The sequence below is a fragment of the Klebsiella sp. RHBSTW-00484 genome (genome assembly GCF_013705725.1).
GTDB lineage: Bacteria > Pseudomonadota > Gammaproteobacteria > Enterobacterales > Enterobacteriaceae > Klebsiella.
The window spans coordinates 4006320-4021487 of record NZ_CP055481.1 but is presented as its reverse complement, the minus strand read 5'-3'; the positions used below and the strand labels follow the sequence as shown (position 1 = coordinate 4021487).

13 protein-coding genes are annotated in these 15168 nt (G+C 55.0%); 8 read left to right on the top strand and 5 right to left on the bottom strand.

Translation table 11 applies throughout. The annotated features are described in order from the left end of the window. The first annotated feature begins 178 nt into the window (after positions 1-178). Genes iaaA through gsiD form a run of 5 tightly spaced genes read left to right on the top strand, consistent with a single transcriptional unit; the run spans position 179 to position 6448 of the window. A complete protein-coding gene (gene iaaA, locus HV213_RS19040) occupies positions 179-1120 on the top strand; it encodes a beta-aspartyl-peptidase (RefSeq protein WP_181482897.1) in 942 nt (313 codons plus the stop codon). A gap of 12 nt (positions 1121-1132) precedes the next feature. Next, entirely contained in the window at positions 1133-2986 is a 1854-nt protein-coding gene (gsiA, locus tag HV213_RS19035; protein WP_181482896.1) for a glutathione ABC transporter ATP-binding protein GsiA, read from the top strand. Positions 2987-3023: 37 nt separating this feature from the next. After that, positions 3024-4562 (top strand): glutathione ABC transporter substrate-binding protein GsiB, encoded by a 1539-nt coding sequence (gene gsiB / locus HV213_RS19030; RefSeq protein WP_181482895.1) that lies wholly within the window; start codon positions 3024-3026, stop codon positions 4560-4562. A 52-nt stretch (positions 4563-4614) separates the two neighbouring features. After that, the gene (gene gsiC / locus HV213_RS19025; protein ID WP_110275317.1) at positions 4615-5535 is read left to right on the top strand and encodes a glutathione ABC transporter permease GsiC; all 921 of its coding nucleotides are present in this window, start codon (positions 4615-4617) and stop codon (positions 5533-5535) included. A 1-nt stretch (position 5536) separates the two neighbouring features. Next, on the top strand, positions 5537-6448 hold the full coding sequence (gsiD, locus tag HV213_RS19020) for a glutathione ABC transporter permease GsiD (protein ID WP_110275315.1): 912 nt from the start codon (positions 5537-5539) through the stop codon (positions 6446-6448). A gap of 71 nt (positions 6449-6519) precedes the next feature. On the opposite strand, the gene rimO is transcribed toward gsiD, so the two are convergent. Beyond that, positions 6520-7845 carry a 30S ribosomal protein S12 methylthiotransferase RimO gene (rimO, locus tag HV213_RS19015; protein ID WP_181482894.1) on the bottom strand — a complete coding sequence of 442 codons (1326 nt, stop codon included), beginning with the start codon at positions 7843-7845 and terminating at the stop codon, positions 6520-6522. Between the two features lie 125 nt (positions 7846-7970). After that, positions 7971-9212 (bottom strand): oligosaccharide MFS transporter, encoded by a 1242-nt coding sequence (locus HV213_RS19010; RefSeq protein WP_181421831.1) that lies wholly within the window; start codon positions 9210-9212, stop codon positions 7971-7973. A gap of 389 nt (positions 9213-9601) precedes the next feature. On the opposite strand from HV213_RS19010, the gene bssR reads away from it, so the two are divergent. Continuing rightward, positions 9602-9985, top strand: coding sequence for a biofilm formation regulator BssR (gene bssR / locus HV213_RS19005; protein WP_181486455.1), 384 nt, complete (start codon positions 9602-9604; stop codon positions 9983-9985). Between the two features lie 103 nt (positions 9986-10088). Then, on the top strand, positions 10089-11201 hold the full coding sequence (locus HV213_RS19000) for a PQQ-dependent sugar dehydrogenase (protein ID WP_181482893.1): 1113 nt from the start codon (positions 10089-10091) through the stop codon (positions 11199-11201). A gap of 1 nt (position 11202) precedes the next feature. Here HV213_RS19000 and HV213_RS18995 read toward each other — a convergent pair whose 3' ends face one another. Then, a complete protein-coding gene (locus HV213_RS18995) occupies positions 11203-11829 on the bottom strand; it encodes a glutathione S-transferase family protein (protein WP_181486454.1) in 627 nt (208 codons plus the stop codon). Between the two features lie 382 nt (positions 11830-12211). On the opposite strand from HV213_RS18995, the gene dacC reads away from it, so the two are divergent. Further along, a complete protein-coding gene (gene dacC / locus HV213_RS18990; RefSeq protein WP_181486453.1) occupies positions 12212-13417 on the top strand; it encodes a serine-type D-Ala-D-Ala carboxypeptidase in 1206 nt (401 codons plus the stop codon). 27 nt (positions 13418-13444) lie between these two features. Here the strand turns inward: dacC and deoR are convergent, their stop codons facing one another. Then, positions 13445-14203, bottom strand: coding sequence for a DNA-binding transcriptional repressor DeoR (gene deoR / locus HV213_RS18985; protein ID WP_110275304.1), 759 nt, complete (start codon positions 14201-14203; stop codon positions 13445-13447). 125 nt (positions 14204-14328) lie between these two features. Continuing rightward, the gene (ybjG, locus tag HV213_RS18980; protein WP_181482892.1) at positions 14329-14922 is read right to left on the bottom strand and encodes an undecaprenyl-diphosphate phosphatase; all 594 of its coding nucleotides are present in this window, start codon (positions 14920-14922) and stop codon (positions 14329-14331) included. Positions 14923-15168: the final 246 nt, after the last annotated feature.

Here is a 15168-nt window from a genome sequence, read left to right as displayed (position 1 = left end):
ACCCCAGTCACATAGTTATCTATGCTCCCGGGGATTGTATGAGAGGCATCCATGCCTCTCTCCGAGGGCAGCCTGCGGCTGTACAAATTCGTTCCCGACGAATTTGTCGTTCTCTTGCCGCCTCGATGCATCTCGAATGATGGTGTGTATATACACTTTATCGTTAAGGAATGGCGTAATGGGCAAGGCGGTTATAGCAATTCATGGCGGTGCTGGGGCAATTACCCGCACGCAGTTGACGCCGGAACGCGAGCGGGAGTACGTGGCGGCGCTGTCGGCGATTGTCGATAGCGGGCAAAAAATGCTGGCGGCCGGGGCCAGCGCGCTGGATGCGGTAACCGAAGCGGTGCGACTGCTGGAGGAGTGTCCGTTATTTAACGCCGGTATAGGCTCCGTATTTACCCGCGATACCACTCATGAACTCGATGCCTGCGTCATGGATGGTTACAGTTTACAGGTGGGAGCAGTGGCCGGAGTTAAGCATTTACGTAATCCGGTGCTGGCGGCGCGTCTGGTGCTGGAGCAAAGTCCGCATGTGCTGATGATTGGTGAGGGCGCAGAAGTTTTTGCCGCTTCCCACGGTATGAGGCGGGTGGATAACGCCCTGTTTTCGACGCCTGAGCGCCTGTTGCAGCTACGTCAGGCGCAGGAGGGCGATGATATCGTGCTCGACCACCATGCTGCCCCGTTGGATGAGCGGCATAAAATGGGCACCGTCGGCGCGGTGGCGCTGGATCTGGCGGGCAATCTCGCGGCGGCAACCTCCACCGGTGGTATGACCAATAAGCTGCCGGGACGCGTCGGCGATAGCCCGCTGCCGGGAGCTGGTTGCTATGCCAATAACGCCAGCGTTGCCGTCTCCTGTACCGGTACCGGCGAGGTGTTTATGCGAACGCTAGCAGCCTATGATATTTCGGCGCTGATGGAGTACAGCAATCTCAGTTTGCACGACGCGTGCGAGCGGGTGGTGATGGAGAAACTCCCGGCGCTGGGCGGCAGCGGCGGCCTGATTGCGGTCGACAGAGAAGGCAACGTAGTATTGCCATTTAATAGCGAAGGTATGTACCGTGCCTGGTGTTACGCGGGCGATACGCCCACGATTGGAATTTATCGCGAATAAGAGGAAAGGGCGTTGCCGCATAGTCTGGAAATCGATGCTAATGATGTTCTGCTGGTACGCGATCTGAACGTTTCGTTTACTCAGCAGCAGCAGGCTTTTTCTGCCGTTCGTCACCTCTCGTTCACCCTACGGCGCGGCGAGACGCTGGCGATTGTCGGTGAGTCTGGATCGGGTAAATCGGTAACGTCGCTGGCGCTGATGCGTCTGCTTGATTCGGCGACCAGCGAAGTGCGCAGCGATCAGCTGCTGCTACGTCGTCGTAACCGACAGGTCATTTCGCTCAGTGAACAATCCGCATCCGAGATGCGCAGCGTGCGCGGTGCGGATATGGCGATGATCTTTCAGGAGCCGATGACCTCGCTGAACCCGGTGTTCACCATCGGTGAGCAGATCGCTGAATCAATACGATTGCATCAGGGGTTAAAGCATGATGAGGCGCTGCGTGAGGCCAAAAAGATGCTCGATCAGGTGCGGATCCCGGAAGCTGAAGCGATGCTGTCGCGTTATCCGCATCAGCTTTCCGGTGGGATGCGTCAGCGCGTGATGATCGCCATGGCGCTGTCGTGCCGTCCGGCGGTGCTGATTGCCGACGAACCCACGACCGCGCTGGATGTGACTATCCAGGCGCAGATTTTACAGCTGATTGCCGTCCTGCAAAAAGAGATGGCGATGGGCGTTATCTTTATTACCCACGATATGGGCGTGGTCGCCGATATTGCCGATCGGGTGCTGGTGATGTATCGCGGTGAAGCGGTGGAAACGGGCAGCGTCGAAGAGATTTTCCGTGCGCCAAAACACCCCTATACCCAGGCGCTGCTGGCAGCGGTACCGCGATTGGGCGCGATGAGCGGCAGCGATTTGCCGCGTCGCTTCCCACTCTTCAACCAAAGCGCGCCGGAAGAGGGTCAGAATACCGTTGTTGCTGGAGAACCCATTCTTAAAGTCCGCGATCTGGTGGCGCGCTTTCCGCTACGCAGCGGCATTCTCAACCGCGTTACCCGCGAGGTACATGCGGTGGAAAAAGTCAGCTTTGATTTATGGCCTGGTGAAACCTTAAGCCTGGTGGGCGAGTCCGGTTGTGGTAAATCAACCACCGGCCGGGCGCTGCTGCGGCTAGTGGAAACCCAGGGTGGGAGTATTACGTTTAACGGTCAGCGTATTGATACTCTGGCAGGCAGCAAGCTTCAGGCGCTGCGCCGTGATATTCAGTTTATCTTCCAGGATCCTTACGCTTCTCTCGACCCACGGCAAACGGTGGGGTATTCGATTATGGAGCCGCTGCGCGTGCATCGGCTGCTGGAAGGTGATGCCGCGCGTGAGCGAGTGGCCTGGCTGCTGGAGCGCGTCGGGCTGGAGCCGGAGCACGCATGGCGCTATCCACACGAGTTTTCTGGCGGCCAGCGGCAGCGCATCTGTATTGCCCGCGCGCTGGCGCTCAATCCAAAGGTGGTTATCGCCGACGAATCGGTATCGGCGCTGGACGTGTCGATTCGCGCGCAAATCATCAACCTGATGCTCGATTTACAGCGCGAAATGGGCATCGCGTTTCTGTTTATTTCCCACGACATGGCGGTGGTTGAGCGCATCAGCCACCGCGTGGCGGTGATGTATCGCGGGCGGATTGTCGAGATTGGCCCGCGGCGCGCCGTGTTCGAAAACCCGCAGCACCCCTATACCCGTAAATTGATGGCTGCCGTACCGGTTGCCGACCCGGCACATCGTCACCCGCAGCGCGTGCTGCTCTCTGACGAGCTGCCGGGCAATATCTACAAGCGGGGAGAAGAGGGGATCAGTACGCCGTTACAACAGGTAGGCCCGGGACATTTTGTCGCCAGAGAACCCGCCGCTGACGTACTGGCACGATAACAACGACACCAATAACGCAGCATTTCAGGAGAACAACATGACTCAACGCGTTTCAGGCAAATGGCTGTTGGCGCTGGGCGTCGCTTCGGCGCTGGCGACAACTCCGGCCTTTGCCGCAAAAGATATAGTGGTAGCGGTCGGTTCTAACTTCACGACCCTCGACCCATACGATGCTAACGACACGCTGTCGCAGGCGGTGGCTAAGTCCTTCTATCAAGGGCTATTTGGCCTTGATAAAGAGATGAAATTGCAGAATGTGCTGGCGGAGAGCTATACCGTTTCCCCGGACGGGCTGGTGTATACCGTTAAGCTGCATCCGGGCGTGAAGTTCCAGGACGGTACCGAGTTTAATGCCGAAGCGGTGAAGGCTAACCTCGATCGTGCCAGCAATCCGGAAAATCATCTCAAGCGCTATAACCTGTATAAAAATATCGCCAGCACCGAAGCGGTAGATCCGACAACGGTGAAAATCACCCTCACGCAGCCCTTCTCGGCGTTTATTAATATCCTGGCCCACCCGGCGACGGCGATGATTTCCCCGGCAGCGCTGAAGAAATACGGTAAAGAGATTGGTTTTCATCCGGTGGGTACCGGGCCTTATCAGCTTGATACCTGGAACCAGACCGATTTTGTTAAAGTGACGAAGTTCGCCGGTTACTGGCAGCAGGGGTTGCCGAAGCTGGATTCCATTACCTGGCGTCCGGTGGTGGATAACAATACCCGTGCGGCAATGTTGCAGACCGGTGAAGCGCAATTTGCTTTCCCGATCCCTTACGAGCAGGCGCCGCTGCTGGAGAAAAACAGCAAGCTGGAGCTGGTGGCCAGCCCGTCAATTATGCAGCGCTATATCAGCATGAACGTGACGCAAAAACCGTTTGATAATCCTAAAGTGCGCGAGGCGATTAACTACGCCATCAACCGCCAGGCGCTGGTGAAAGTGGCCTTTGCGGGCTATGCCACCCCCGCGACTGGCGTGGTGCCGCCCTCTATTGCCTATGCTGAAAGCTACACCGCGTGGCCGTATGACCCGGCTAAAGCGCGTGAGCTGCTGAAAGAAGCGGGATATCCTAACGGTTTCAACACCACGCTGTGGTCGTCGCATAATCACAGCACGGCGCAGAAAGTGCTGCAATTTACCCAGCAGCAGCTGGCGCAGGTGGGCATCAAGGCGCAGTTGACGGCGATGGATGCGGGCCAGCGCGCAGCGGAAGTGGAAGGTAAAGGGCAGAAAGAGAGCGGCGTGCGGATGTTCTATACCGGCTGGACGGCCTCGACGGGTGAAGCCGACTGGGCGCTGTCGCCGCTGTTCGCTTCGCAAAATTGGCCGCCGACCCTGTTCAACACGGCTTTCTACAGCAATCCTCAGGTCGATAAAGACCTCAACGAGGCGTTGAAAACGACCGACGTGAAGGAGAAAACGCGGCTGTATAAAGACGCGCAGGATACTATCTGGAAAGAGTCTCCGTGGGTGCCGTTGGTGGTGGAAAAACTGGTCTCAGCGCACAGTAAAAACCTGACTGGTTTTTATATCCAACCGGATACCGGGTTTAGCTTTGAACAGGCGGATCTAAAGTAGATAGCTGCGGTTCCCCGGGCGCAGGCCGCGGGGACTTCACGCAAGGAGAAGCATGCTCAATTATGTGATTAAACGCCTGCTGGGGCTGATCCCTACGCTGCTGATTGTGGCGGTGTTGGTGTTTCTGTTCGTGCATATGCTGCCCGGCGATCCGGCGCGGCTAATTGCCGGGCCGGAAGCCGATGCGCAGGTGGTTGGAATGGTCCGCCAGCAACTGGGGCTCGATCAGCCGCTATACGTGCAGTTCTGGCACTATATCACCAATATTTTGCAGGGAGATTTCGGCACCTCGATGGCTTCGCGCCGTCCGGTAAGCAGCGAAATCGCCAGCCGGTTTATGCCGACGTTCTGGCTAACGCTCGCCAGCATGAGTTGGGCGGTGGTGTTTGGTATGGCGGCGGGAATTGTGGCGGCAGTCTGGCGCAATCGCTGGCCGGATCGTTTAGGCATGGCGCTGGCGGTGACCGGGATCTCGTTCCCGGCGTTCGCGCTTGGCATGTTGCTGATGCAGGTGTTTTCCGTTGAGCTGGGCTGGCTGCCGACGGTGGGCGCCGACAGCTGGCGGCACTATATTCTGCCTTCGTTGACGCTCGGAGCGGCGGTGGCGGCGGTGATGGCGCGCTTTACCCGCGCCTCGTTCGTCGATGTTCTGCATGAAGACTACATGCGCACTGCCCGGGCGAAAGGGGTTAGCGAGACGCTGGTGGTGCTTAAGCACGGCCTGCGCAATGCGATGATCCCGGTGGTCACCATGATGGGGTTACAGTTTGGCTTTCTGCTCGGTGGGTCTATCGTGGTGGAGAAAGTCTTTAACTGGCCTGGGCTTGGGCGTCTGCTGGTGGACTCCGTCGAGATGCGCGACTATCCGGTGATTCAGGCGGAAGTGCTGCTGTTTTCGCTGGAGTTTATTCTTATCAATTTAGTGGTGGACGTACTCTATGCCGCCATTAACCCAGCTATCAGGTACAAGTAAGGTGCGATTGCTCAACTGGAGAAGACAAGCGGTTATCAACGCGATGCCGGGGATTAAACCCGGGCAGATACGCACGCCGTGGCATGAGTTCTGGCGACGTTTTCGTCGCCAGCCGGTGGCGATGGGAGCGGGGATATTTGTGCTGCTGCTGATTGCGGTTGCGGTCGTTGCGCCGTGGATTGCGCCGTTCGACGCGGAAAACTACTTTGACTACGATCGGCTTAACGACGGCCCGTCAATGATGCACTGGTTCGGTGTCGATTCATTAGGGCGGGATATCTTTAGCCGGGTGCTGGTGGGGGCGCAGATCTCGTTGGCTGCCGGGGTGTTCGCGGTATTAATCGGCGCGGTTATTGGCACCGTGCTCGGGCTGCTGGCGGGATATTACGAAGGCTGGTGGGATCGCATCATTATGCGCATCTGCGACGTGCTGTTTGCGTTCCCCGGTATTCTGCTGGCGATTGCCGTGGTAGCGGTCATGGGCAGCGGGATGTCGAATGTGATTATCGCGGTGGCGATCTTTTCAATCCCGGCATTTGCCCGTCTGGTGCGCGGCAATACGCTGGTGCTCAAGCAGCAGACCTTTATCGAGTCGGCGCGCAGTATCGGCGCCAGCGACGCTAATATCCTGTTTAGCCATATCTTGCCCGGCACGGTATCGTCGATTGTGGTCTATTTCACCATGCGCATCGGGGTATCCATTATCTCCGCCGCCAGCCTGTCGTTCCTCGGTCTGGGTGCGCAGCCGCCGACCCCTGAGTGGGGCGCGATGCTGAACGAGGCGCGAGCGGATATGGTGATGGCTCCGCACGTGGCGCTGTTCCCGGCGATTGCCATTTTTCTGACGGTGCTGGCGTTTAATCTGCTAGGGGACGGCCTGCGCGATGCGCTGGATCCGAAGATAAAGGGGTAGGCGTTCGAGGATTTTGTAGCCCGGATAAGGCGCGTTGGCGCCGCAATCCGGGACACGTTTAGAGGAAGGAATTAAACCCGGCTACCCCACAGGTCGTATTCATCGGCGTGTTCGACTTTCACCCGCACAACGTCACCCGGTTTAACTTTGCTTTCGCCATTCAGGTAGACCGCGCCGTCGATTTCCGGTGCATCCGCCATGCTGCGGCCAATCGCGCCTTCTTCATCAACTTCATCGATCAGGACCATAATTTCGCGGCCCACTTTCTCTTGCAGGCGCTCGGCGGAGATCTGCTGTTGAAGTTGCATAAAGCGGTTCCAGCGCTCTTCTTTAACCTCTTTTGGCACCTGGTCCGCCAGTTCGTTAGCGGTCGCACCTTCCACCGGGCTGTACTTGAAGCAGCCAACGCGGTCGAGACGGGCCTCTTTCAGGAAATCGAGCAGCATCTGGAAATCTTCTTCCGTTTCGCCCGGGAAGCCGACGATAAAGGTCGAGCGCAGGGTCAGCTCAGGGCAGACTTCGCGCCACTGTTTGATACGCGCCAACTGACGGTCAGCGGAGCCAGGGCGTTTCATCATTTTGAGAATACGCGGGCTGGCGTGCTGCAGCGGAATATCCAGATACGGCAGAATTTTGCCTTCCGCCATCAGCGGGATGACATCATCAACATGTGGGTACGGGTAGACGTAGTGCAGGCGCACCCAGATACCGAGTTTAGCCAGCTCTTCGCACAGGCTTACCATGCTGGTTTTTACCGGCATACCGTTGTGGAAACCGCTGCGGTGCTTCACATCGACGCCGTAGGCGGAAGTGTCCTGAGAAATCACCAGCAGCTCTTTGACCCCGGCATCGGCCAGGCGTTTGGCTTCCGCCAGCACTTCACCAATCGGACGGCTGACCAGGTCGCCGCGCATTGACGGGATAATGCAGAAGGTGCAGCGATGGTTGCAGCCTTCAGAAATTTTTAAGTAGGCGTAATGACGCGGCGTCAGCTTAACGCCCTGTTCCGGCACAAGGCTCAGGAACGGGTTATGTTTTGGCTTCGGCGCGTAGTGGTGGACGTGTTCCAGCACCTGCTCGTAGCTGTGCGGGCCGGTAATTTCCAGCACCTTCGGATGGACTTCACGGATCTGATCTTCTTTCGCGCCCAGGCAACCGGTGACAATCACTTTGCCATTTTCTTTCAGCGCTTCGCCAATCGCTTCCAGCGACTCCTGCACGGCGCTATCAATAAAGCCGCAGGTGTTTACGATAACCATATCGGCGTTATCGTAGGTTGGAACCACGTCATACCCTTCGGTGCGCAGTTCGGTCAGGATACGTTCTGAGTCCACGAGATTTTTCGGGCAGCCCAGAGAGACAAAGCCGATTTTCGGCTGATGGGTGACATTGCTCATAGCTTAAAAAGTGTTCAATTATTGGAATGGTCAGGGCAGGGATTTTACAGATCTTTGGGGAAAAGAGTATAGCAACGACATGCTTAATGATGAAAAAGCCCGGGAGAATATCCCGGGCGTGAAAATTACTGCGCTTGCGTCACCCCTGTACCTGGCGCTGTTCCGGGGGAGGTCGGCTCCCGGTTATCGCGAAGGGTAAATATCGAGATCAGTGTAAACAGCCCGGCGATGCCGCCCAGAATGTAATACGTGTGCGCAAAGCCAATGGTGTCGTACAAATATCCCGCCAATGGTGAGTAAATCGCGGTGGCGATAGAGGCGACAAACAGCACCAACAGGTAAACCGTCGATGACAGTTTGTTGTCGAAGTTGGCGGCGATAAATTTAAACACCGAAACCAGAATCAGCGGTTTTTCCAGCGCATGCATCATTTTGACCGCGCCGATCCACACCGGACCAAGCGGGATAGCAGAGCCGACGATACGCACTGACATAATCAGCCCGGCAATGATCAACGCCCACTTCGCGCCGGTGCGGTTAACAAACCACGGCATCAGGCATAAAAACAGCGTTTCGCCGCACACCTGAATGGAAGCCAGAATCCCGTACCAACGGTTGCCTTCTTCCGGCGTCGGGAACTGCAGAGAAAAGTATTGAGCGAACTGCTGGTCATAGGTGTCGTAGATTTGCGTAACGAAAAGGGTAAACACCAGCAGCATCCAGAACTGACCGTTCTTGGCCAGTTCCAGGGCATGCGAAACTTTCAGCGCGCTGGTTTTTTGCATTTCCGCTTCGGTCAATTCGACCTTAGTCAGCATAAAACAGATTGCCGCGATAACGATGGCGAAGCTGGCCAGCCAGAAAGCAAGGTTCGGATTGCTGTCGATATATTTGCCGACGATCCACGCTGCAGCCGCCCAGCCTAACGATCCCCACATCCGCACGCGACCATATTCGAACTGATAGCGGCGCGAGATTTTATCGATATACGAATCAATCACCCCGCAGCCGGAGTTGAAAATAATCCCCAGGTATACCCCGCCAAGCAGTGCCCCTAGCCAGAAGCTGTGTACCAGTAGCGGCGCATATAAATAGATAAAGAACGGGCCAACCGGCAGCAGCATTGCGACCAGGATCCAGATCAGCCGCTTTTTCAGGCCAAACTTGTCGGAAATAAAACCGAAGAAGGGCTGCATCAGCAAGGCGATAAAGGCGTTGACCGAATAGAGCAGGCCGGTTTTGGTCGCACTAATCCCGAGGTGTTGAGTGGTCCAGATAACAAAAAACGCCATGGTCGATGACCAGGCGAACAGATAGAGGAAATCGAAAAGACTCAACAAGATATAGTTTCTTTTGCCGGGCGTAATCATTTCAGTTCCTTCAAGCGATAGAGATAAAGGTTGCAAACAGGATCGAGCTGCTTGCTGTTGTTTTTGAATGTTATACGTAATACATTTATTGGCATGATATGACACCCGGCAGACTTTTCAGGCAATAAGCATGACGCCGTTTTGTGATCATTGCTGCAATAAATGATTGTTCATCGCCAGGTTGAAAATTGTATTCTTATGGGAGCGTATAACATTTTTATTGTTTTTTGCTTTGGGGACTGTCTGAACGCAGGGAAGGATTTTACCTATCGTTGTAACATTGTAAATGATGTTAATAGGCTGGTATTTATTGATCTTCCTCATCGTTTTGTACGAAAAATGACCATATTATAATTATGGTAAAGGACGACAGAGGAGGAGCTATGATGACTGTTGACAAACTATATCGTAACCTTATGAATAAGCTGATTAATGCCAATATTGATCTTGATGCTTATTTACAGTTGCGAAAAGCGAAAGGCTATATGTCGGTCAGCGAAAATGACCATCTGCGTGATAACCTGTTTGAACTGTGTCATGAAATGCGTGAACGCGCTCCGCGCTTGCAGCACGCCATCGCGCCGGAGGAGAAGGAAGCCCTGCGACTTGCGGGTGAAGCCATCGCCTCTGCGGCGGTATGCCTGATGACCGGGCATCATGATTGCCCATCCTACATTGCGGTTAACGTAGAGAAGCTGGAACGCTGCCTGGCAGTATTGACGCTAAATATTCATAAATTGAATGATTCAGCGCCTGTTCACCCTGCCTGAGATAAGGGGGAGCCTGCTCCCCCTGATTAATGTTATGTAAAAATCCCTTCCCGCCTCCCCACGCTGGCTACCCTTATCCCATTGCTGACAAAAGGAGAGTGCCATGCGCCAGACCGTCACCCTGATAGCCCTTACCGCGTTGTTGTTACCCGCCGCAACCTTTGCCGCCCAGGAGCGCGTAGAGGTGTTGCAGAATCAGCTTGAACACCCGTGGGCGCTGGCCTTTCTGCCTGATGATAAAGGTATACTAATAACCCTGCGCGGCGGCGAGCTTAAGCTCTGGCAACCTAACAAAGGGTTGTCTTCGGCGTTATCTGGCGTTCCGCAGGTATGGGCCAACGGTCAGGGGGGGCTGCTGGACGTCGTATTAGCGCCGGACTTTTCCCAGTCGCGACGCGTCTGGCTGAGCTATGCCGAAGGTGGCAATGATGGCAAAGCGGGGACCGCCGTCGGCTATGGCCGATTAAGCGAGGATCTCAAGCGCCTGGAAAACTTCCAGGTCGTTTTCCGCCAGCAGCCAAAACTCTCTACCGGCAACCATTTTGGCGGACGGATGGTGTTCGACGGCCACGGTCATCTGTTTATCGGACTTGGGGAAAATAACCAGCGTTCGACAGCTCAGGATCTGGATAAACTTCAGGGAAAAGTGGTCCGTCTGACGGCTGATGGCAAAGTCCCCACTGATAACCCTTTTATCGGTAAGCCGGGCGTCAGGCCGGAAATCTGGTCTTACGGTATTCGTAATCCACAGGGGATGGCGATGAATCCGTGGAGCGATACGCTGTGGTTGAATGAACACGGTCCACGCGGTGGTGATGAGATTAATATCCCGCAAAAGGGGAAAAACTACGGCTGGCCACTGGCGACGCACGGCATCAATTATAGTGGTCTGCCGATACCGGAAGCCAAAGGCAAGGCGGTGGCTGGAACCGAAGCTCCGCTGTTTGTTTGGGAAAAATCTCCGGCGGTGAGCGGGATGGCTTTCTACGACGCAGCGACCTTCCCGCAGTGGCAACACCGGTTGTTTATCGGTGCGCTGAAGGATCAGTCGCTGATTGTATTGAAGGTGGATGGCGATAAAGCCACTGAAGAGGAACGCATTTTGGCCGATCGCGGGAAGCGTATCCGTGATGTGCGCGTTGGACCCGACGGTTATCTGTATGTGTTAACCGACGAGTCCAACGGCGAACTGCTGAAGGTGAGTCCGGCAGGCTAAATCAGGTGACAGGGATCATTACCACATTGCGCCAGGCCTGACGCTCGTTAATCTGCTGATACCAGCGCTGCAGGTGCGGGCGCGGTTGCCAGGTTTTTACGCTTTCCAACAGGTTGTATACGAACGGCGCGACGGCAATATCGCCCAGGCCGAAGGCATCTCCCGAGAGCCACGGATGGTGCGCCAGTTCATCATCAAGAATGGCGAACAGCACCTCGCAGGCGGCAATGCCCGCTTCAATTGCGACGGGATCGCGCTTTTCCGGCGGTGTTCTGACCAGCCCCATCAGAATGGGCCGATGAGCAGGAGAGAGCGAACCGTTGGACCAGTCCATCCATTTGTCACCCTGGGCACGCAATGCCGGCGACTCTACCCACAGGCGATTCTGACCATATTGCGCGGCCAGATAGCGAATAATAGTATTCGATTCCCAAAGCACGATGTCGGTGGACTCATCTTTTAACAGCGGCACCAGGCCATTGGGGTTCATGGCCAGATACGCCGGGTCATGGTTCAGGCCGAACTCCAGTCCCGCCAGAATTTGCTGATACGGGAGATCAAGCTCTTCCAGCACCCAGCGCACTTTCTTCACATTGGTCGAGTTATTTCTGCCCCATAGCGTAATGATATCCGCTCCTGCCTTTTATTTAGCCGCCATTGCAGCGTGATGAGCATTCATGTTGGAATAAAGTTAATATATATCCCCGTCATACTTCAAGTTGCACATGTGTTGGCTTTCCTCGCTCACCCCAGTCACTTACTGGAGTAAGCTCCTGGGGACTCCCTGCGTTGCCGCCTTTGTGCAACTCGAATTATTTTGGGTATAGGCAACCACGATCAAAAAAATTGCTCTGTTTGCGGCAGGGCGTGAGGTTATTGCGTAAACTTTAAAAACTTTACCAACTCGCTGTTTCTTTAAGGTCATTTGTACGCTTTACTCACCGGCTGCTGCGGCGCCGAAAGAGTGTTGCGGCATATTTTTGTTTGGAAAGGATACTTGGGTGGCTCTTATGACGCATGATGCTTTTTCCCTTCGCGGCCTCGCGGCAGGCTGCGCGCTTTTACTTCTCGTTGCGCCTGCGGTGCAGGCTGCGGAACAACTCCCCGATGCGCCGTCGATTGACGCGCGAGCCTGGATCCTGATGGACTATGCCAGTGGCAAAGTGCTCAGCGAAGGCAATGCTGATGAAAAACTCGACCCGGCGAGCCTGACCAAAATCATGACCAGCTACGTCGTCGGCCAGGCGTTAAAGGCGGGCAAGATTAAGTCCACCGACATGGTGACCATCGGGCGTGATGCGTGGGCAACCGGTAACCCGGCGCTGCGCGGTTCGTCGGTGATGTTCCTTAAGCCGGGCATGCAGGTCTCGGTCGAAGACCTGAATAAGGGCGTAATCATTCAGTCCGGCAACGATGCCAGCATCGCGATTGCCGACTACGTGGCGGGAAGTCAGGATGCGTTCGTCAGCCTGATGAACGGTTATGCGCAGAAGATGGGCCTGACTAATACCACCTTTATGACCGTGCACGGTCTGGATGCGCCGGGGCAGTTCAGCACCGCTCGTGATATGGCGCTGCTGACTAAAGCGATGATCCATGACGTGCCGGAAGAGTACGCCATTCATAAAGAAAAAGAGTTCACTTTTAACAAAATTCGTCAGCCAAACCGCAATCGGCTGCTGTGGAGCACCAGCTTTAATGCCGACGGTGTGAAAACAGGAACCACCGCAGGTGCGGGTTATAACCTGGTTTCTTCCGCAACTCAGGGCAATGATATGCGCCTGATTGCTGTGGTACTTGGAACCAAAACTGACCGCATCCGTTTTAATGAGTCAGAAAAACTGCTGACCTGGGGCTTCCGCTTCTATGAAACCGTAACGCCGATTAAACCGGATGCCACCTTTATTACCCAACGCGTCTGGTTTGGTGATAGCAGCGAAGCGAAGTTAGGCGCGGGCGAGGCCGGTTCCATTACGCTGCCGAAAGGACAGCTGAAAAACCTGAAGGCCAGCTACACCCTGAACGAAACGCAGCTGACCGCGCCGCTGACCAAAGGCCAGGTCGTGGGCACTATCGACTTTAAACTCAATGATAAGACCATTGAGCAGCGACCGCTGATGGTGATGGAAGCGGTAAACGAAGGTGGTTTCTTTAGCCGGATGGTTGATTTCGTGCTGATGAAACTGCACGGCTGGTTCGGTAGCTGGTTCTCTTAAGATGCAGGCCGCGCCCTGCGGGCGCGGTTAGTAGAGTAGTGAAATCTGTTTTTCTTTCGCCAGCGCCTGTAGGTCGTCATCCGGACAAACGTCGCTGGCAATCACATCAAACTGCGCTAAATCGCCCATTCTCGCCGGCCGAACTTTACCGAATTTACTGTGATCGACCACCAGCACGTGGTAGCGAGCGCTTTTCATCGCCCAGTGTTTGACCGGCAGCTCTTCCAGATTAAAACAGGTCGCGCCCTGCTCGCAGTCAATCCCGGCCGCTGAATAAAACGCGATATCCGGGCAAAGATGGCTCAGCGTATCCTGAAGGCTCAGAGGTTTAAAAATCGCGTTGCTGGCGTGGAATTCGCCGCCGCATAAAATCGCCCGACACTGGGGCTTATCCTGAAGGGAAAGAAAGGTATTGAGCGAATAGCACACGCCAGTAAAGGGCAGGGCGTTGTCGATGGCGTCGATGATCCACGGCGTGGTCGTTCCGCAGTCGAAAAAGGCCATCTGATGAGGCTCTAACAGTTTGGCGGCGTGGCGGGCGGCGCGTCGCTTCTCATCGACCAGGCGCGTTTTTTGGTCGCTTAACAGATAGTGCGTGGCGCTACGCGGCTCCAGCACAATGTAACCGCCGAGCAGCACCACCGGACCATTATGACCATTGAGATCGCGACGAATGGTCATTTCTGACACACCAAGCAGGGTTGCTGCTTCTTTTAGATGGAGTTTATCACTGCGCTTGAGTGCCTGAATAAGCTGGCTGATGCGTTCGTCACGACGAGTTTCCATATTCCCTCTAAGCTCAAAGCGCCCTGCATCGACAGGGCGTCAGCGGCGATTTTACCTGCCGAAAGAGGGTTAGTCACGCGGTGGAATAGCGCCGTGACTACGCGATGGGTTTATCAGGAATAAGATTATCCGCGCACCCAGCCTTTGCGGATTGGCAACGAAAAAAACAGGCGGTACAGTCGCTGTAGATGCTGGTAAAGGCTATGTCCTCCGCTATGCCACAATAGCTGGGCGCTAAGGCAGGCGCTCATGGCGGTCAGCAGTCCCCCCAGCATGTCCATCGGCCAGTGGACGCCGAGATAAACCCGGGACCAGGCGATTGCGCAGGCGATACCGAGGATCAATGCGCCAGACCACCATCGATGCCAGAACATAAAGGCCAGCGCAAAGGTAAAGCAGATGGTACCGTGGTTGCTCGGGAAAGAGTTATTCGACGAATGGTGCAGGAAGTTATAGCCGACACCAGCGGCAAACGGACGTTCGTGTGGAAAGAGAAGGCCGAATATCCATGAAAGCGTGAGGCTAATAGCTAACGCCATCATGACCTTAAATACCAACTGGCGCTGATTGGGCCCCCATAGCCATAGGGCTAATACGAGTAATGGCACAAGAATAATCAGGTCTTTGGCAATAAAAGTCGCCACTTCAATCGCCCACCACGGGGAATCAGGCGTTGCATTGAGCAATGCAAACAGCGCGTAGTTGATATTTTCCAGCATACATCCAGGCTCTTTAGTCCGTCAGCAATAAGCCGCCTACCTTAAAAAAGGGCAGCGATGAGGTAAAGCAGTATTGTCTTAATTATCAGTCTGTTACGAATTTATGCGTATTTGTGCCTTCGTTAACAGACTGCAATGGAGAGTATATAGTCTGTAATCTAATTGAAACATAAACGAAATATATACAGTTGGCTTTTCATTTGCTGATGGCGATGTTGTTACCTGAGTAGCGCTATTTTTCGTTGT